The organism is Streptomyces sp. NPDC088747 (genome assembly GCF_044751025.1).
Taxonomy (GTDB): Bacteria; Actinomycetota; Actinomycetes; order Streptomycetales; family Streptomycetaceae; genus Streptomyces.
In genome coordinates this window covers 64,842-82,477 of record NZ_JBIVKZ010000008.1, presented here as the reverse complement: position 1 = coordinate 82,477, position 17,636 = coordinate 64,842, and the positions used below count along the sequence as shown (strand labels likewise).

General features: G+C 72.1%; 17 protein-coding genes and 1 tRNA gene. 8 read left to right on the top strand and 10 right to left on the bottom strand.

What is annotated here, in order from left to right; translation table 11 throughout:
* The first annotated feature begins 301 nt into the window (after positions 1-301).
* The 3 genes from ACIP79_RS20250 (at position 302) to ACIP79_RS20240 (ending at position 2,877) form a co-directional block, all read left to right on the top strand.
* A tRNA-Leu gene (locus tag ACIP79_RS20250) sits at positions 302-385 on the top strand.
* 204 nt (positions 386-589) lie between these two features.
* The gene (locus ACIP79_RS20245) at positions 590-1,765 is read left to right on the top strand and encodes a 4-hydroxybenzoate 3-monooxygenase (RefSeq protein ID WP_401225136.1); all 1,176 of its coding nucleotides are present in this window, start codon (positions 590-592) and stop codon (positions 1,763-1,765) included.
* 227 nt (positions 1,766-1,992) lie between these two features.
* A complete protein-coding gene (locus ACIP79_RS20240) occupies positions 1,993-2,877 on the top strand; it encodes a Bax inhibitor-1/YccA family protein (protein WP_401225133.1) in 885 nt (294 codons plus the stop codon).
* 106 nt (positions 2,878-2,983) lie between these two features.
* Here ACIP79_RS20240 and ACIP79_RS20235 read toward each other — a convergent pair whose 3' ends face one another.
* Positions 2,984-3,214, bottom strand: coding sequence for a DUF4287 domain-containing protein (locus ACIP79_RS20235; protein ID WP_148008763.1), 231 nt, complete (start codon positions 3,212-3,214; stop codon positions 2,984-2,986).
* Between the two features lie 104 nt (positions 3,215-3,318).
* On the opposite strand from ACIP79_RS20235, the gene ACIP79_RS20230 reads away from it, so the two are divergent.
* On the top strand, positions 3,319-3,630 hold the full coding sequence (locus tag ACIP79_RS20230) for a hypothetical protein (RefSeq protein ID WP_401225131.1): 312 nt from the start codon (positions 3,319-3,321) through the stop codon (positions 3,628-3,630).
* 124 nt (positions 3,631-3,754) lie between these two features.
* Here ACIP79_RS20230 and ACIP79_RS20225 read toward each other — a convergent pair whose 3' ends face one another.
* From ACIP79_RS20225 to ACIP79_RS20215, 3 genes are all read right to left on the bottom strand, one after another.
* A complete protein-coding gene (locus ACIP79_RS20225; RefSeq protein ID WP_387188110.1) occupies positions 3,755-4,537 on the bottom strand; it encodes a hypothetical protein in 783 nt (260 codons plus the stop codon).
* Between the two features lie 284 nt (positions 4,538-4,821).
* Positions 4,822-6,042 (bottom strand): acetyl-CoA C-acetyltransferase, encoded by a 1,221-nt coding sequence (locus tag ACIP79_RS20220; protein WP_401225129.1) that lies wholly within the window; start codon positions 6,040-6,042, stop codon positions 4,822-4,824.
* A 385-nt stretch (positions 6,043-6,427) separates the two neighbouring features.
* The gene (locus ACIP79_RS20215; protein ID WP_401225127.1) at positions 6,428-7,450 is read right to left on the bottom strand and encodes an SGNH/GDSL hydrolase family protein; all 1,023 of its coding nucleotides are present in this window, start codon (positions 7,448-7,450) and stop codon (positions 6,428-6,430) included.
* Between the two features lie 143 nt (positions 7,451-7,593).
* Here ACIP79_RS20215 and ACIP79_RS20210 point away from each other — a divergent pair, with 143 nt between their 5' ends.
* Positions 7,594-8,988, top strand: coding sequence for a cystathionine beta-synthase (locus ACIP79_RS20210; RefSeq protein WP_401225125.1), 1,395 nt, complete (start codon positions 7,594-7,596; stop codon positions 8,986-8,988).
* A 408-nt stretch (positions 8,989-9,396) separates the two neighbouring features.
* Here the strand turns inward: ACIP79_RS20210 and ACIP79_RS20205 are convergent, their stop codons facing one another.
* The gene (locus tag ACIP79_RS20205; RefSeq protein ID WP_401225636.1) at positions 9,397-9,825 is read right to left on the bottom strand and encodes a hypothetical protein; all 429 of its coding nucleotides are present in this window, start codon (positions 9,823-9,825) and stop codon (positions 9,397-9,399) included.
* A 210-nt stretch (positions 9,826-10,035) separates the two neighbouring features.
* Here ACIP79_RS20205 and ACIP79_RS20200 point away from each other — a divergent pair, with 210 nt between their 5' ends.
* The 3 genes from ACIP79_RS20200 to ACIP79_RS20190 all read left to right on the top strand — a co-directional run bounded on the left by ACIP79_RS20200 (position 10,036) and on the right by ACIP79_RS20190 (position 13,125).
* Entirely contained in the window at positions 10,036-11,565 is a 1,530-nt protein-coding gene (locus ACIP79_RS20200; protein ID WP_401225123.1) for an aromatic amino acid ammonia-lyase, read from the top strand.
* A 53-nt stretch (positions 11,566-11,618) separates the two neighbouring features.
* Positions 11,619-12,458 (top strand): MurR/RpiR family transcriptional regulator, encoded by an 840-nt coding sequence (locus tag ACIP79_RS20195; protein WP_401225121.1) that lies wholly within the window; start codon positions 11,619-11,621, stop codon positions 12,456-12,458.
* Positions 12,459-12,555: 97 nt separating this feature from the next.
* Positions 12,556-13,125, top strand: a complete 570-nt coding sequence (locus tag ACIP79_RS20190) for a hypothetical protein (protein ID WP_401225118.1) — start codon at positions 12,556-12,558, stop codon at positions 13,123-13,125.
* Positions 13,126-13,178: 53 nt separating this feature from the next.
* On the opposite strand, the gene ACIP79_RS20185 is transcribed toward ACIP79_RS20190, so the two are convergent.
* The 5 genes from ACIP79_RS20185 to ACIP79_RS20165 form a co-directional block, all read right to left on the bottom strand.
* Entirely contained in the window at positions 13,179-13,553 is a 375-nt protein-coding gene (locus ACIP79_RS20185; RefSeq protein ID WP_401225115.1) for a hypothetical protein, read from the bottom strand.
* Between the two features lie 16 nt (positions 13,554-13,569).
* The gene (locus tag ACIP79_RS20180) at positions 13,570-14,085 is read right to left on the bottom strand and encodes a roadblock/LC7 domain-containing protein (RefSeq protein ID WP_401225113.1); all 516 of its coding nucleotides are present in this window, start codon (positions 14,083-14,085) and stop codon (positions 13,570-13,572) included.
* A 64-nt stretch (positions 14,086-14,149) separates the two neighbouring features.
* Positions 14,150-14,962, bottom strand: coding sequence for a transcriptional regulator (locus ACIP79_RS20175; RefSeq protein ID WP_401225111.1), 813 nt, complete (start codon positions 14,960-14,962; stop codon positions 14,150-14,152).
* Positions 14,959-15,357, bottom strand: coding sequence for a hypothetical protein (locus tag ACIP79_RS20170; RefSeq protein ID WP_383680192.1), 399 nt, complete (start codon positions 15,355-15,357; stop codon positions 14,959-14,961). Before ACIP79_RS20170 ends, ACIP79_RS20175 begins: the two co-directional genes overlap by 4 nt.
* 509 nt (positions 15,358-15,866) lie before the next feature.
* Complete coding sequence (locus ACIP79_RS20165) at positions 15,867-17,237, bottom strand: diaminopimelate decarboxylase (RefSeq protein ID WP_401225634.1); 1,371 nt, start codon at positions 17,235-17,237, stop codon at positions 15,867-15,869.
* Between the last annotated feature and the right edge of the window lie 399 nt (positions 17,238-17,636).

Here is a 17,636-nt window from a genome sequence, read left to right as displayed (position 1 = left end):
ACTTCGGTCGCACCGGGAACGCCCGTGTCATACCTGGGGATGACGGTCGTCCCTGAGGGGCGTCGGCCAGGGGCACGCTCACGGGTGCTGTGCGGGCCGCATGTTCGGACGGTGAAATTCCGTCATTCCGTATGCGCCGACCAAAGTCGCCCGAAAGGCTGTCTGGCATGTGCGTATGGCCTGTACCGGCGGCTGACGATCCCTCAGGCGCCAATAAAATAAGACAACATCGCCCGGCCTGGCCGCAGTTCGAGGGATGAGCCCCGATAGGCTCGGAACCTCGACGCGGAGCCCATGGCCTGCCCGGATGGTGGAATGCAGACACGGCGAGCTTAAACCTCGCTGCCCCTCGCGGGGCGTACCGGTTCAAGTCCGGTTCCGGGCACTTCCCGCTCTCGAAGCGCGGGCGCGGGTCTCGGCGGACGGCGTTCCCGCCGGGCCGGCCGGCTCCCGTGATCACCGCGCACCGGCGTACGACTTCACCTGTTGACAGCGGACCGAAGCGGTCGGAGACTCACACGGAAGATGGTGAAGGAAACTTCACCATGCGAACAATTGGGTGAACCAAGGAACGCGAAGGGGCGTGCCGATGCGTACCACCGTCGGGATCATCGGGGCCGGGCCGGCCGGGCTGCTGCTCGCGCGGCTGCTCCACGACGCGGGGATCGAGTCCGTGGTCCTGGAGAGCCGGGACCGCGCCTATGTGGAGCACCGGCAGCGGGCCGGGATCCTGGAACAGGGGACCGTCGACGTGCTGCGCGCCGTGGGCGCCGGGGAGCGGATGGACCGGGAGGGACTCCGGCACGACGGGATCGAGCTGCGGTTCGGAGGCAGGCGGCACCGCGTCGACTTTCCCGGGCTCACCGGGGGCAGCTCCGTGATGGTGTACGCGCAGACCGAGGTGTGCAAGGACCTCATCGCCCTCCAGCTCAAGGACGGCGGGCCGCTGCTCTTCGAGGCCGAGGCGCTGGCCGTGGAGGGCGTCGAGGGGGACCGGCCGCGGATCCGTTTCCGCCACGAGGGGCGCCAGGACGTGCTGGAGTGCGACTACGTGGCCGGCTGCGACGGGTTCTGGGGCGTCGCGCGCCAGGCCGTGCCCGCCGGACTCTCCCGGGTCTTCGAGCGGACGTACCCCTTCGGCTGGCTCGGCATCCTCGCCGACGTGCCGCCCTCGCACGACGAGCTCGTCTACGCCCGCCACGACCGCGGCTTCGCCCTGCTGAGCATGCGCTCGCCCACCGTCTCCCGCCTCTATCTCCAGGTGCCCGAGGGCACGGACGCCGAGGCGTGGGGCGACGAGGAGATCTGGGACGAACTGGACCGCCGCTTGGAGACCGACGACGACTGGCGGCTGCGGCGCGGGCCCATCACCGCCAAGTCCGTGACCCCGATGCGCAGCTACGTCCACGAGCCCATGCGGTACGGCCGGCTCCTGCTCGCGGGGGACGCCGCGCACATCGTGCCGCCGACCGGCGCCAAGGGCCTCAACCTCGCCGTCGGCGACGTCGTCACCCTCGCCCGCGCGCTGGTCCGGCTCCGGGACACCGGATCGGCCGAACTCCTCGACGCCTATTCCGCGAGCTGCCTGCGCCGCGTGTGGCAGGCCGAGCGGTTCTCGTACGACATGACGACCATGCTGCACCGCGCTCCCGACGCGAGCCCCTTCGAGGACCGCCTCCAGCTCGCGCGGCTGGAGCGGGTGGCGGGCTCGCGGGCGGCCGAGACCGACCTCGCGGAGGGGTACACCGGGTTCCCGCTGGACTGACCCGGCCCCGCCCGGCCCCCTCCTGACCGTCCCGACGATCATCGGCCGGTCTCGGCCGTGTCCCGGTCCGGTCATGGATTGGGGGCTCCGTCGCCGGGAATGAGGGGACCACGTAGCGTGTTCAGCGTCACGACAAGGGAAAGATCCTCCCCAAGCACTAGGCTCTTTCCTTTGCCTACCTATTACTCTTGAGCCAAGGCCACGCAGGGTGGCTATGGAGGAGTGAAATGAGGAGCAGCAACCCGGTCTTCTCGCGACGGGGCTTCAGCCGCGACAACGGCTCCGCGGGATTCAACGCGGCGCCGCAGGCCGGGGGACCCGCTGTCGGTACGCAGGCCAACCCGTACGCCCAGCAGGGCGGCGGCAACCCCTACGCGCAGAATCCCTACGCGCAGCCGGATCTCCAGCAGGGCGCTCCCCCGCAGGCCCCGGCCACCACCGGCCGTATGACGATGGACGACGTCGTCATGCGCTCGGCCATGACGCTCGGCACCGTCGCCGTCGGCGCCGTCCTGGCCTGGGCGCTGCTGCCGGTCACCAGCACCAGCTTCGGGCTCGCCATCGGCTCGGCCCTGATCGCCTTCGTGCTGGCGATGGTGCAGTCCTTCAAGCGCAAGGCCTCGCCCGCGCTGATCCTGGGTTACGCCGCCTTCGAGGGCGTCTTCCTCGGGGTCATCAGCGAGATGTACAACAGCCGGTGGTCGGGCGCGCCCTTCCAGGCGGTGCTGGGCACCATGGCGGTGTCCGGCGCGACCCTGCTGATCTACAAGGCGGGCTGGATCCGCGTGACCGCGCGGTACGCGCGCATCGGCATGGCCATCGCCATCGCCTTCATCGTGGTCATGGCGGTCAACCTGCTGCTGGTCGCCTTCGGTGTCGCCGAGGACGGCGGCCTGCGCAGCATGGGCCCGCTGGGCGCGATCGTCGGCATCCTCGCGATCGTCCTCGGCGCGTTCTTCCTGACCCTCGACTTCAAGCAGATCGAGGACGGGATCGCGTACGGAGCGCCCCGCGAGGAGTCCTGGCTGGCCGCGTTCGGCCTGACCATGTCCATCGTGTGGATCTACGTCGAGATGCTGCGGCTGGCGGCCATCTTCAGCGGCAACGACTAGTCGCGCTGGCCGGCGGAAGCCGGTAGCCAGTGACTGAAGGGCCCGCGAACCCACCGGTTCGCGGGCCCTCTGCCGTGCGGATGTCTGTCGTCTCGGTGGTGCGCGCTCAGAGCAGTTTGCGCGCGGCCCTCCTCAGGTCGTACTCGTGAATGATTGCCTTGGCGTGGCCGTACGCGAGGTCGTGCTCGGCGCGGAGCCAGCTGACCTTCTCCTCGAAGCGGAAGAGCGCGGGGCCTTCGTCGACGGTGCGCAGCCAGTCGGAGATCTCACGACCGGTGCAGTGAGGGATGCGGGCGAGCAGATTGCGATGGGTCTCCTGGGAGAAGACTTGGGACATCGGCGCCTCCGGACGCAATGGGGATGTAAGCCGGTCCTTCACGCCACCGTGCCTGAGGGTTGGGTTGTTGGCAACAGTCCCGCTGCGGCGCGTACGCTCGCCGCGTGCTTGATACGACGCCGCTGACCCGTGCCGTGGACCACTTCGCCGACCGGTTGCGGGCCGCGCCGCAGAGCCGGCTGCAACGCGGGGCCGCCGCCGAAGCGCTGGGCCTGGCCAGGGAGTTGGCCCTGCGCACCCAGCGTGTGGAGGATCCCGCAGGGGAGCCCCGCGAGATGCCCGACGCGGGCATGTTCGCCGCCGCCGACCAAATCACCGTCGCCGCGCACGATTTGGCACTCGTACTGAAGGACGAGGGGGAGCTGGCGGAAGCGGTGAGGCTCGTGGCGGAGGCGCAGAAACGCGCCGGGGTCTGATCCTCGGATCGGACCCCGGCGCGCGACGACGCTTTTTGAGCGCAGGGACGCCGTGACTACGGCGCGACCATGACTACATCGACGCCATGGCAACAACGCCGCCACGGTTACTACGCCGCCACGGCTACAGCGACGCTATGACCCGGTCGGCCAGGATGTAGATGTTCTCGTCCCCGCACGCGAACGTCAGTGCGTACGCGCCCGAGACGCCGGAGCCGCCGAGCAGGACCGGGGCGGCGCCCATGCGCAGGGCCGCGGCCAGGTGTTCCGCGGTCTCGCGGTGACCCGGCGTCATGCACAGCGTCGTACCGTCGGCGAAGACGTAGACGTCGAGGGTGCCGAGGGGGCCGGGGCGGACGTCCGCCAGCTCCGTGCGGGACTCGGCGAGTTCCTCCAGGCAGGCCACCGTGCGCTCGTGGTCGTTCACGACGGGTGACTGGACCGGGACGAAGTCCGGGTGGGAGGGGTGGCGGCGGCGGGCCGCGGCGAGTTCGGGGGAGTCCCCGGCGAACTCGTCGGCGTCCGGGCCCGGCTCGGGCACCGGCTCCAGGTGTTCGAGACCGACGAAGTCCGAGGCGCGCGGCAGGAACGGCTCGTTGTCCGGCAGCCCCAGCAGGGAGGGCATGTCCGAGGCGTCACGCGCCTCCTGGGCGGCCCAGAACGCGCGCGCCTCGGCGAGCTCCCGCTCCCGCTCCTCGGCGAGCGCCTCGGCCACGGCGGCGCGTATCTCGTCCGCGTCCGTGGCCGTACGGGCGGCGGGCACGAACCCTCTCGCCGCCGTGGCCCGGCTCGCGGCGAGCTCGGTGTGCAGGGCCGCGACCTGCGTGCGCAGCCCCTTGAGGGTGCGCAGAACGGCGACGCCCACGACCGCGGTGGCGGCCGTGGTGAGCAGCAAAGCAATCGGCATGGCGCTCACTGACGTACTCCCGGTTCAAAGTCGACCCCCGACTTCCTACATCAGCTTGAAGGGCGGACTATCCCGCTGTCAGTGCGTAACGTCACGAAAGGGACAGGACTTTGGGCCCGGCGTTTACTCGTGTAGCCGCTCTGACCTGCGTAAATCCCTCTCCGGAGGGAGATAGGTCACATCTTGGGGGGGATTGGATCACAAATCGGCCCAGACTCCCTGTGGTTGCGGGGATCCGGGCCGATTCGTTCACTCTGGGTTCAACTTCGGTCACTCCCAGGGGACTAGCTGAGGCGCTCGATGACCATCGCCATGCCCTGGCCGCCGCCGACGCACATCGTCTCCAGGCCGAACTGCTTGTCGTGGAACTGGAGGCTGTTGATGAGCGTGCCGGTGATGCGGGCGCCCGTCATGCCGAAGGGGTGGCCCACAGCGATGGCGCCGCCGTTGACGTTCAGCTTGTCCAGCGGGATGTTCAGGTCGCGGTAGCTCGGGATGACCTGGGCGGCGAACGCCTCGTTGATCTCGAACAGGTCGATGTCGTCGACGGTGAGACCGGCGCGCTTCAGGGCCTGCTTCGACGCCTCGACCGGGCCCAGGCCCATGATCTCGGGGGAGAGGCCGGTGACGCCGGTGGAGACGATGCGGGCGAGCGGGGTCAGGCCGAGGTCGCGGGCCTTGGTGTCGGACATGATCACGAGTGCGGCGGCGCCGTCGTTCAGGGGGCAGCAGTTGCCCGCCGTGACGAGTCCGTCCGGGCGGAAGACCGGCTTCAGGCCCTGGACGCCCTCCAGCGTGACACCCGCGCGCGGGCCGTCGTCCTTGCCGACGACCGTGCCGTCCGGGGTCGTGACCGGGGTGATCTCCCGCTCCCAGAAGCCGTTCTTGATGGCTTCCTCGGCGAGGTTCTGCGAGCGGACGCCGAACTCGTCCATGTCCTGGCGGGTGACGCCCTTGATCCGCGCCAGATTCTCGGCGGTCTGGCCCATCGCGATGTACGCGTCCGGGACGAGGCCGTCCTCGCGGGGGTCGTGCCAGCTCGCGCCCTCGCTGGCGGCCACGGTGGCGGTACGAGCCACCGCGTCGGCGAAGAACGGGTTCTGCGTGTCGGGCAGGCCGTCGCTCGAGCCCTTGACGCTGCGCGACACCATTTCGACGCCCGCCGAGATGAAGACGTCGCCCTCGCCGGCCTTGATGGCGTGCAGGGCCATGCGGCTGGTCTGGAGCGAGGAGGAACAGTAGCGGGTGATGGTGCAGCCCGGGAGGTGGTCCATGCCCATCTGCACGGCGACGATGCGGCCCAGGTTGTGGCCCTGCTCGCCGCCGGGGAGGCCGCAGCCGAGCATCAGGTCGTCGATGTCCTTCGGGTCCAGCTCGGGGACCTTGGCGAGGGCGGCCTCGATGATCGTGGCGGTCAGGTCGTCGGGGCGCAGGTCCTTCAGGGAGCCCTTGAAGGCACGGCCGATCGGGGAGCGGGTGGCTGAGACGATCACGGCTTCGGGCATCGACGGCTCCATTGGCGTACGGGGCGGGCAGGGCTGCTTGGGAAGTTACCCGTACGTACCGTCGGGGTCACCGCTCCGGGAGTGTGACTCCGACCGCACTTTCCAAGCGCTTGCTTTTTTCTGGCGTGGGCGCCTTCGTATCCGGTGCCACATCAGCTTCTCTCGCCCCCTCCGCCCCTTCCCGTCCCGTCTCTCGGGGGCTCCGCCCCCGAACCCCCGCTCCTCAAACGCCGGAGGGGCTGAAATTTTCCGCCGGTCGGCGCTAGAAATCTTTCAGCCCGTCCGGCGATTGAGGACGAGCGCGTCAGCGCGATGCGGGGGTCTGGGGGCGGCAGCCCCCAGGAACGGGACGGGAAGGGGCGGAGGGGGCGAAAAAAGGCTGGTGTCATGTCGACGGGGCCGGGGTCGGGTCCGTGGCCGGGACGCGCCGGCGGCGGCGGCGTTTGAGGAGGGCCCAGGGGCCGCGCGGCCCGGTGGGCATCGCGGCGGCGACCTCGGTGCCGGGCTCGGCGGCGGCCTCCGCCGCCGCCCGTGCGACCGGCAGGAACCCCTCACGCCGGGAGGCGTCGGGCCGCTCCTCCTCGGCCGGCCACAGGTTGAGCGCCGCGCAGACCGTCGGCAACAGGGCCATCGCCGCGGTCGCGTACCCCTCGACGGAGGGGTGGTAGTTGTCGGGCCCGAACAGCTCCCGCGGATTCGCCTCGAACTCGGGGCCGAGCAGGTCGCCCAGCGACACCGTACGACCGCCCTGCTCGACCGTGCCGATCGTCTGCGCGGCGGCGAGCTGCCGCGAGGCCCGGCGGGCCAGCCAGCGCAGCGGCTGCTGGACCTGCTCGACCGTGCCCAGGTCGGGACAGGTGCCCACCACGACCTCCGCACCGGCCGTGCGCAGCCGCCGTACCGCCGAGGACAGATGACGCACGGAACGCGTGGGCGGCATCCGGTGGGTCACGTCGTTCGCGCCGATCATGATCACGCAGACGTCCGGCGGCCGGGTGACGTCCGCGAGGGCCAGCGACACCTGGCGGTCCAGGTCGTCGGACTGAGCCCCGGGCAGCGCCACGTTGCTCAGCTCCACCGGCCGCTCGGCGACCGCGGCCAGCCCGGACGCGATGAGCGCGCCGGGGGTCTGCCGGGCCCGGTGCACGCCCTGCCCGGCGGCTGTGGAGTCACCGAGCATGACCATCCGCAGCGGGGGCCCGTCCTGCCCGGAGTACCCGTACCCGTAGAAACCCTCTCCGCGCGGCGCGTGCGGCGTGTGTCCGTTGCCCACCACGCGCTTCGCCATCTGCACCTCGGCGAGCAGCACACCGACCGCGGCCGCACCCACCAGGCCGATCCCGCCGCCGCCGTACGCCGCGCCCGCGGCGATCCGCCGCGCCACTCTCGCCCTCGACAAACCCGCCATGCGTAGCCGCCACCTCCTCATAGCCGTACATCCAGTGCTTGCCCCGTCAGGGCCGTTCCCCAATCTCAACGGCGCGTGAACGGTCATCGGGGGCCGTAGGCTGACCAGACCATCCCTCTTAGAACGCAGCTCCGGAGACAACGGTGCAATTCCACGACTCGATGATCAGTCTCGTCGGCAACACCCCGCTGGTGAGGCTCAACAACGTGAGTGCGGGCATCCAGGCGACCGTCCTGGCGAAGGTTGAGTACTTCAACCCCGGCGGGTCCGTGAAGGACCGCATCGCCCTGCGCATGATCGAGGCCGCGGAGGAGAGCGGCGCCCTCCGGTCGGGGGGCACGATCGTCGAGCCGACCAGCGGAAACACGGGAGTCGGGCTCGCCATCGTCGCGCAGACGAAGGGTTACAAGTGCATCTTCGTGTGCCCCGACAAGGTGAGCACCGACAAGATCAACGTGCTCCGGGCGTACGGTGCCGAGGTCGTCGTCTGCCCCACCGCGGTCGACCCCGGGCACCCGGACTCGTACTACAACGTGTCCGACCGGCTGGTGCGTGAGACGCCCGGCGCCTGGAAGCCCGACCAGTACTCCAACCCCGACAATCCGCTCTCGCACTATCACTCCACCGGCCCCGAGCTGTGGGAGCAGACGGAGGGCAGGATCACCCACTTCGTCACGGGCGTGGGCACCGGCGGCACCATCTCCGGCACCGGGCGGTACCTGAAGGACGCCAGCGACGGCAAGGTACGGGTGATCGGCGCCGACCCCGAGGGCTCCGTGTACTCCGGCGGGTCGGGGCGGCCGTACCTGGTCGAGGGCGTGGGCGAGGACTTCTGGCCCACCGCGTACGACCGGACCGTCGCCGACGAGATCGTCGCCGTGTCCGACAAGGACTCCTTCCAGATGACACGCCGGCTCGCCAAGGAGGAGGGGCTGCTCGTCGGCGGCTCCTGCGGCATGGCCGTGGTCGCCGCGCTGCGGGTCGCCGAGGGGCTCGGCCCGGACGACGTCGTGGTGGTCCTGCTGCCGGACAGCGGGCGCGGATACCTCAGCAAGATCTTCAACGACGAGTGGATGGCGGACTACGGCTTCCTGGAGGACACCGGGCCGAGCGCGCGCGTCGCCGACGTCCTCGACGACAAGGAGCACGGCCGCATCCCCACGCTCGTCCACATGCACCCGGAGGAGACCGTCGGCGAGGCGATCGACGTGCTGCGCGAGTACGGCGTCTCGCAGATGCCGATCGTCAAGCCGGGCGCCGGACACCCGGACGTGATGGCCGCCGAGGTCATCGGGTCGGTCGTGGAACGCGAGCTGCTCGACGCGCTGTTTACCCAGCGGGCCTCCCTGGAGGACCCGCTGGAGAAGCACATGTCGGCGCCGCTTCCGCAGGTCGGCTCCGGAGAGCCGGTCGGGGACCTGATGTCCGTGCTCGGTGCCGCCGACGCCGCGATCGTCCTGGTCGAGGGCAAGCCCACCGGGGTCGTCAGCCGCCAGGACCTGCTGTCCTTCCTCGCCAAGGGCGCCCCGAAGAAGTGACACGGCGGTGATCGTCCGGGCCGAAGTCCTCGCCGAGCTGCGGAAAGGCCTCTGAGCGGCGCCTTCGGGCGGGAACTTCGCAGAAGTGGTACGAGCGCGTCACGTCCACGCAGCACCGGCTTAACACGGGTCCGGCACATTAGTGGATGTCGGCAAGGGCGGGAGCGGCTCCCCGCCCCGGCCGACACCAAAACGGCGTCAAGGACCTCCGGAGCGGCTCCCGGACCTCCATGGACGCCACGGACGCGTACGCCCGGCCCTGACCCGGCGCGCGTCCCTCGCGGGGACCGCCGTCGTCCCGCCCCCCGGTAACGGGGGTGCGGCGGTCCCCGCGCAAGACCACGAAGGGCCCGGCACCTCCCCAGGTGCCGGGCCCTTCAGCTGTGTCGGTCCTTCCTCGGACAGGCCCTAGTCCTCCCAGTCCGAGTCGCGCCTGTTCTTGTCGCGGCGGCCGAAGAAGTTCGGGGAGAGCCGCGCGGCCTGGACCACGTTGACCCCCACGATCCCGGCCCAGGCGACCAGCAGGCCGGGCAGGCCCGCCACGCCCCCGCCGATCCCGGACAGCGGGACGGCGAGCACCAGGGAGACGATCCCGAAGCCGAAGCGCTCGCCGAAGGAGTCGGTCGACTGGGGGGAGCGCGATCCCCGGGCCACCACCATCTGCTGCTCCGCGAGCTGGCGTCGCACCCGGCGGTCGACCACGCCGTCAAAGCGCTGTTCGACCTTCTCCAGGAACGAGTCGACCAACGCGGACTCGTACTCGTCGCCCAGCTCCTTGCGTGCGTGCAAGGTGGCGTCGAGTTCCTTCTTCAATTCGGCGTCGCCGCGGGCATCCATACCGGTCATGATGTCCACGTTAGGGAGCCGACGCCTTCGTGGCACGGGGGTTAGCCCCCCTGTTCGCACTGGGCTGCACCCCCGTCCGGGCAGCCGCCGCCGGCCACCGGCTCCGGCCACTTGCCCGGCCTGCATACCGTCATGCAGAGTTCTCTCGACTTGAATAGGTTGTCGACGGTGCGGTGTCTGGTCGAGGGGAGTCTGCGCTCTATGTCGTCTCGGGACGAGGACACGCCGAATGGGCTGACGACCGGACTCGTGGTGCTGGACGGATGCAGCACCGGGGTCACGGACGTCGTCCGGCTCGCCGACGGGGCCGCGCGGCCCGTTCCCGGCACCGAGGCGATGAAGCGCGTCGAGGAATCCTGGGACGTCGCCCGGCAGATCGCCGCGAGCGGTCGCGTCTACGGGCGCTCCACCGGCGTCGGCGCCAACCGGAACGAGGACGTGCCGACGGCGTCCGCCGCGGGACACGGCCTGCGGCTGCTGCGCAGTCACGCCGGGGCGATCGGCGAGGAACTGCCCGCCCGCGAGGTCCGCGCGATGCTCGCCGTACGGGCCAACCAACTGCTCGCGGGCGGCGCGGGTCTGCGCCCCACCGTCGTCACGGCCCTGTGCGAGGCCCTGGAGACCGGGGTCCACCCGGTGGTGAACGAGTTCGGGTCCGTCGGCACCGGGGACATCGCGGCACTGGCCCAGGTGGGGCTGGCACTGGCCGGGGAGCATCCCTGGCGCGGCCCGGCCAACGCGTACTCGCCTGCGCTGGGCCCCGAGCCGCAGCCCCTCGACAACAACGACGCCCTCGCGCTCATCAGCAGCAACGCGCTCACCCTCGGGCAGGCCGCGCTGGCCCTGGACGAGCTGCGGGGGCTCATCGGCGCCACCCAGGTGGTCGCCGCGCTCTCGCTGATCGCGGTCGACGGCTCGCACGAGGCGTACGCGGCGCCCGTGCACGCCGCCCGGCCGCACCGCGGTTCGGTCGAAGTGGCCCGCCGGATGCGGGAGTTGATCGGGGCCGCGGACCGGCCGGTGCCGCCGCTCGGGCGGATCCAGGACCCGTACGGCTTCCGCTGCGTCCCGCAGATCCACGGGCCGGCCCAGGACGCGGCGGACGCGCTGGAGGGCGTGCTCACCGTCGAGATCAACGCCGCCGCCGAGAACCCGCTGATCTCCCCCGAGGACATGGCCGCCTACCACCACGGCGGCTTCTACCAGGCCCAACTCGCCCTGGCTCTCGACCACTTCAGGCTCGCCGTCACCCAGGTCGCCCGGCTGTCGACCTCACGCCTGTCCACCCTGAACGAGCCCGCCTACACCCGGCTGCGCCCCTTCCTCGCCGACAGCGAACCCGCGTCCTCCGGTGTGATGATCCTGGAGTACGCCGCCGCCGCGGCCCTCGGTGACCTGCGGGCCTTCTCCGCGCCCGCCTCGCTCGGGCACGCTGTACTCTCCCGGGGCGTCGAGGAACAGGCCAGCTTCGCCTCGCTCGCCGCACGGCAGACCCTGCGCGCGTGCGGCGCGTACCGTCTCGTCGTCGGCTGCGAACTCGTCGCCTCCGTACGGGCCCTGCGCCAGCGCGGCCTGCGACCCGGCCCGGAACTGCCGGCCGGGCAGGCGTTCGAGCTCGCCGAGTCGGTGCTCGACCCCGGGCAGGCGGACCGGCCGCTCACCGACGACGTGGCCGGCGCGGCCGCGCTGCTCGACCGGTTCACGGACATCTGGAGGGGGAGCGCGTCATGACCGGAGTGGAGCCAAGTACGGGCGGTAGCAAGGGCGTTGACGGGAGCATCGGTATGGCGACGGACAGTCCCGCGGCCCGGCTCCAGGCGCTCTTCGAGGGGCACCGCCTGACGCCGACCCAGCGACGGATCGCGCACAGCATGGTGCGGCGCGCCGCGGACGTGCCCTTCCTGTCGAGCGTCGAACTCGCCGAGCTCGCCGGGGTCAGCCAGCCGTCCGTCACCCGGTTCGCGGTCGCGCTCGGCTTCGACGGCTACCCGGCACTGCGCAAGCACCTCCGCGAGGTCGCGCCCTCGGAACAGGCCGTGTCCAACGCCTCGTACAACGAGTACCAGCAGGCCGTCGAGGCCGAGATCGAGAACCTCAGGCATCTGGCCGAGGTGCTCGCGGACCCGCGCCCGGTGGCCCGCGCCGGACAACTGCTCGCCGCGAGCAGGCCCCTCGTCGTGCTCGGCCTGCGCGCCGCCGCCTCCCAGGCGTACGGCTTCGGGTACTTCGCCGCCAAGGTCCATCCCGACGTACGGCTGCTGCACGAGGGCGGCACGATGCTCCACGACCGCATCGACGCGGCCGTGCACGCCGGGGCGACGGCACTGCTGTGCTTCGCGCTGCCCCGGCATCCGCGCGAGGTCGTGGAGTCGCTGGCGTACGCGAAGGCGGCGGGCCTGACGGTCGTGACGGTCGCGGACTCGGCGTTCGCGCCGGTGGCCAAGGTGTCGGACCTGCTGCTGCCGGCCGCCGTCGGCACCGGGCTGGCCTTCGACACGGCCTGCGCCCCGATGCTGCTCGGCCGCGTCCTGCTGGAGGCGATGTGCGACGACCTGCCGGACGCGCAGGCGCGGCTGGAGGAGTTCGACGCGCGGGCCGCGGCCCGGGGGCTGTTCGTGGAGTAGTCACGGTTCGGTGGAGGTCCCGTACTTCTCAGATTCGTCTCACCTTCGCTCGCTAGCCTGCCCGCCCGGAGGACTGGGACACACGAGGAGGCGGAACGTGGGGCGCGGAGGGCAGGGACTGGCCCGGGTGGCTGTCGTCGTGCGGGCGGGCGCGGCACCGCTGTGGTGGTGCGGGGTGTTCGCGGCGGGCGTCGGCCTGCTGTTGCCGGGATTCACCGGGCGCCGGATCGGCGTCATGGCCGGAGCGGTGCTGTTCATCGTCACGGCCGTCGTGGTGGCGTACGCGCGCAGGAAGCGGTACGCCGCACTGGCCCGCTCGGCGGCTCGCGCGAGCAAGCACGATGTGCTCCAGGACCGCGCGGTCACGATACGGAACTGGCGCCGGGGCCACCGCTGGTGGCTGCTGCTCGCCTTCGCCGCCGCGCTGGGCAGCTCGTTCGCGGTGCCCGCCGCCGGCGGCATGCTGCTCGCCGGGGCGGGAGTGGGCCTGTGGCTGAAGGCCGGCTGGCTCGGGCGCCGCGAACGCGCCGGGCAGGAGCTGATCTGGGTGCGGGTCGACTGGCTCGGCCGGGGCGCGGGCGCCCCCGCGGGCAAGCCGGTCAGGGCCTGCCGTGCCACGGGTGTGGCGGCGGGTGACGCCGCGCCCGGCGGAGCGCGGCGCCACTGACACGCCCGGGCCGGCGGCCGACGACCGTCACGGCCTCCGGCCGCCGGCCCGGGTCACACCTCCAGTTCCGCCTCGATCCTGCGCAACTGGTGGCGGGCCATCGCCAGGTTGGACCGCTTGGCGTCGAGGACCAGGTAGAGGAAGAGGCCGTTGCCGCCGCGCCCCTGCATCAACCGGATCAGGTGGTACTGGTCGGACAGCGTGATCAGGATGTCCTCGATCTCGGCCTTCAGGCCGAGGTGCTCCATGGTGCGCAGCTTGGCGCGTACGACGTCGGTGTTGCCGGCCGCCGCGACGGTGAGGTCGAAGCTCTTGCTGCCGCCGATGGTGCCCAGCGCCATGCCGCTGGTGTAGTCGACGAGGGCGGCTCCGGTGGCTCCCTCGATGGAGGCGAGTGCCTCTTTCAGTGCGGTTTCGGTGTTGGCCATGGTCTCCGGTTTCCTCTCAGCTTTCCGATGTTCTCGGGGTGTTGGGGGTCGGGGTGGCGGCGGCGCGCGAACCTGGCGCGCCGCGCGTGGGACGGGTACGTGAGGGGGCGGGGCCCGGTTTCACGGGAGCTCTCGCCGAGGTGACCGGTTCGCCGCGGGCCGTCGCGGCGTCCACGAGCTCGCCGATCCGGGTGCCGGAGCGGCGGCCCTCCAGGTGCAGCCGGCCGACGTTCACCCGGTCCTGGGCGAGCAGCGTCAGCACGGCGGAGCCGCCCGCCGCGTACGTCGCCACATAGCCGTGGACGCCGCGCACCAGCAGTTCACGGAAGTCGCCCTGCCCGGTGGCGTCCGACAGCCGAACGGCGACGCCCAGCGCGGCCGCGGTGAGCGCGGCCAGGCCGTCCGGCTCCACGCCCGGAGTGTCGTGGGCGAGGACGAGACCGTCGGCGCTGGCCGCGAGCGCCCCGGTCAACTGGGGTACTCGTGCCCTCAACCGGTGCAGTTCGTCGAGGACTTCGGGCTCCGCCGCCATCAGCAGTCTCCTCTCGGCACGCTGTCGTAGCGCGCGGATCACAAGGCCTCCCGCGGGTCAGGGCTCACAGGGCCTCCAATGCGTCTCTGAGCCGCCGCAGCAGGGCCACGTCGGGGTCGGCCGACGGCTGCGCGAGCACGCTGGGCACCGGAGGCGGCTGCGCCGGGGGCGCCGCCGCCACGAGCCCGGCTGCGGCCAGCCTGCGCAGGTCGACCAGGGTGTGGAAGGCGGGCCGCCCCAGCGCGAGCGAGACGTCCGCCGCGGTGCGCACGCCGTCCACCCGGCCCAGTACGGCCTCCTGTCGCAGCGGGACCGTCGGCCCGGCGGCGAGCCGGGCGCGCACCAGCGGCGCGGTGTCCGTCGCCGGGTCGGGCCAGATGCGGTGCAGCAGCTCGCGGCGGCGCACGGTCTCGCGGGCCAGCGCGGCCACCGGCACCGGGCGGACGGGGCCGAGCCAGTGCGCGGCCCCGTACCGGAAGCGGGTCGGGGTGCTGCTCGGCCCGAGCACGAAGTACGCCGCGTCGTACAGCGAACCGAGGTGGCACAGCTCCAGCGCGCCTTCCGCTATCCGGCCGCTGTCGACCAGGAACCGGCCGACCCGGTGGCGTGCTCCGGCGGCGGCTACGGCGTCCCGCCACACGCCGGGGTCCAGCACCCCGCGGGCGGCGAACAGCACGTCGAGGCCGGGTGTGGCGGGACTCTCGGCGTGCACCACCTCGCCGTCGGCGAGGTAGAGCGTGCCGCGCTCCCGGATGAGCACGCCGGTGGCCCGCTCGGCGGCGAGCCGGCTCAGCATCGGTGAGACGCCGGCCTCGGTGTCGGGCGGTCTGTCCCGCAGCGGGAGGTGCGGTGGGGGAGGTGTCCTGACCGCCGTCATCCGAGCACCAGCCGTCCGGCGAGCTCACCGAGGCGGATGCGGGCCAGCGCGAGGTTGCCGTCGGAGCGGGCCAGCCACAGATGCAGGAACACGCTGCTGTCGAAGGTGGTGCTCACGAAACGCAGCAGGTGGTAGCTGTCCCGGTTGCTGATGATCAGGTCCTCGACCGGGGTCTCCCGGTCGGACCAGTCCGAGCCGTCCGCCGGCGCGAACGCGTTGTGCTCCGCCGCGAGCCGGGCCAGCTCCGCCGCCTCCGCCGCGGTGGTCTCGTGGTCACCTCCAGGTGCGTCGCCGACCGTGCCCAGGGCCAGGCCGCTGGTCCAGTCGACCACCGCGGCACCCCGGGCACCGGGCAGTGTCATGGCTTCCAGTAGGCACTCGTCGATTCCGGGCACCGTGTCTCCCCTCCCGCCAAGGGTTCGGCCGAGTGACGCCGAAGTTACGCAACGTGCACGCCGCGGGTGAGGGTTCTGGCATTTTCCTGTGGAACATGCCCTCGGGTGACTAAGGTGGGTCAACTGAGCATATTTTCCGGCCGGTTCCGGCTGTCGCGAAGGCTTGTCGGGGGGCGCGCGCGAGTGCGTGGGGGCGTGCGGGGGTGATTGTGCGCCGGGTCGGCGGTCGTACGGGCGTGGCCGCGGGGGGTTCACGCTGCGGGTGCTGGGCTGAGCTGGGCTGAGCATTGTGGGCGGGTGCGGCTCAGCGGCCCGGCTGCGTGGCGGGGACGGGCCTGGCGGGAGCGGGCCCGTCGGGCGCAGGTGTGTCGGGCGAGGCCGGGGGTGTGCGCCGCGGCATGCCGTAGCGGCGTGCCGCGGAGCGGGGAGTACGCGCGGGCGGACGGGGACCGGCGGACGGGCTCCTGGGGCCTGTCGTCACGCGGCAGACGGGAATTTGACGACAGGCCCTAGAGCCCCGTGAGTGCCGACGCGCCCGCCCCGCCGGATTCCGCCACGATCTCGTCGAGGGTCTGGGGTTCCCGGGCGACGGCGAAACGGATGCCGCCCCTGCCGTCGGGTGCGAAGCCGTAGACGCCCGGCCGGGCGAGGGAGTTGTAGGCGTAGTGGTGCGCGAAGTAGTACGCACCGGTGTCCAGCGCCGCCGCGAAGTCGCCCTGTTCGAGGAGCGGCAGAGCGCGGCCCTCGGCGAGGAGGTCGCCCGCGAAGCAGGCGGGGCCCGCGATGTCCTGGACGACGTCCGGCCCTTCCTTGGGGCGCCCCTTCGCGTCGTACCCGGCGATCCGCAGCGGCCAGGACGCGGGCGCGTACACCGTGCGGGCGGCGATCTGCACCCCCGCGTGCGTGACCGCGACCGCCCGGCCCCCGGCGGACTTCGTGTACTCGACCCGCGCGAGCACCGTCCCGTGCTTGGCGAGCAGCGACCGGCCGAACTCGGTGACCAGCCCGTACCGCCCGTCGAAAAGACCCGGCACCACCTCGGCGAGCAGCCGCGCGTACTGCGCGTACGTCGGGCAGGTCGCGTCGGAGGCGAAGTTGACCGGCAGGCCGCCGCCGATGTCGATCGTGTCGATCTGGCGCCGTCCGATCCGCTCGTTGATCTCCTCGGCCAGCGCGTACGTCTCCGCCACGCCTCGCGCCATCAGTGACAGCGGGATGCCCTGCGACCCGGTGTGCGCGTGCAGCCTCGTCAGCCAGGGCCGGTCGGCGTAGGCCCGGACGATCCACTCCCGCGCGCCCTCGTCCCGCAGCGCCACCCCGAACTTGGAGGTCGCCGTAGCGGTGGAGAGCGCTTCGATCGAACCGCCGCCGACCTGCGGATTCACCCGGATCCCGAGCGGGGAGCCGGTCTCTCCGGACCGCACCAGGGCGTCGATACGGTCCAGCTCCTGCGGGTTGTCCGCGTTGACGGCGATGCCCAGCGCCAACGCCTCGCTGAGCTCGGCGGGTGTCTTGGCGGGGGAGTCGAGGACCGTGTGCGCGGGCGTCATCCCGGCGGCCCTGGCGAGCGCGAGTTCGCCGGGGCTCGCCACCTCGGCGCCGATGCCCTGCTCCCGCAGCAGCCGCAGTACGGGCACGAGTGGGGTCGCCTTCACCGCGAAGGCGTGCAGCACCGGGGTGCCCGGCGCGGTCACCGCCTCGAAGGCGGCGCGCAGGGCGGCGGCCGAGGCCCGGATGCCGGTGACGTCCAGGAGGGCGACGATGGGGGTTCCCTGCGGGAGGAGCCCCTGTTCCACCGCGGCCCGCACGGCGTCGTCGCGCCGCAGGACGCGGTCGCCCTCCTCGTCACCGCTCCGGGCGGCCCCGCCGACGCCACCCACGCCGCTTGTGAAACCCGCGCCGGTCGTGAACGCCGCGCCGGTCGTGGAACCCGCGTCGGTCGTGGAACCCACGCCGGCCGTGAGACCGGCGTCGGCCGATGAGCCCGCGCCACTCGACGGGCCCACGCCGGTCGTGGAACCCGCGTCGGCCGACGAGCCCGCCCCATTCGTCGGGCCCGCGCCGGTAGTGGAACCCGCGCCGGCCGTGAGACCCGCGTCGGCCGACGAGCCCGCACCCACGCCTCTCGACGAGCCCGCGCCGATCGGAGTGCCCCCCGCACCCACCGGAGAAACCCCCGCCCCCTCCGCCTCGTCACTCACCGGATCCCCCGCCATGCCCCTGTCTGCGCCCATACGTACCAGCCAAACACCCCCGGCTCGGCCGCGCTGCCCTATGCA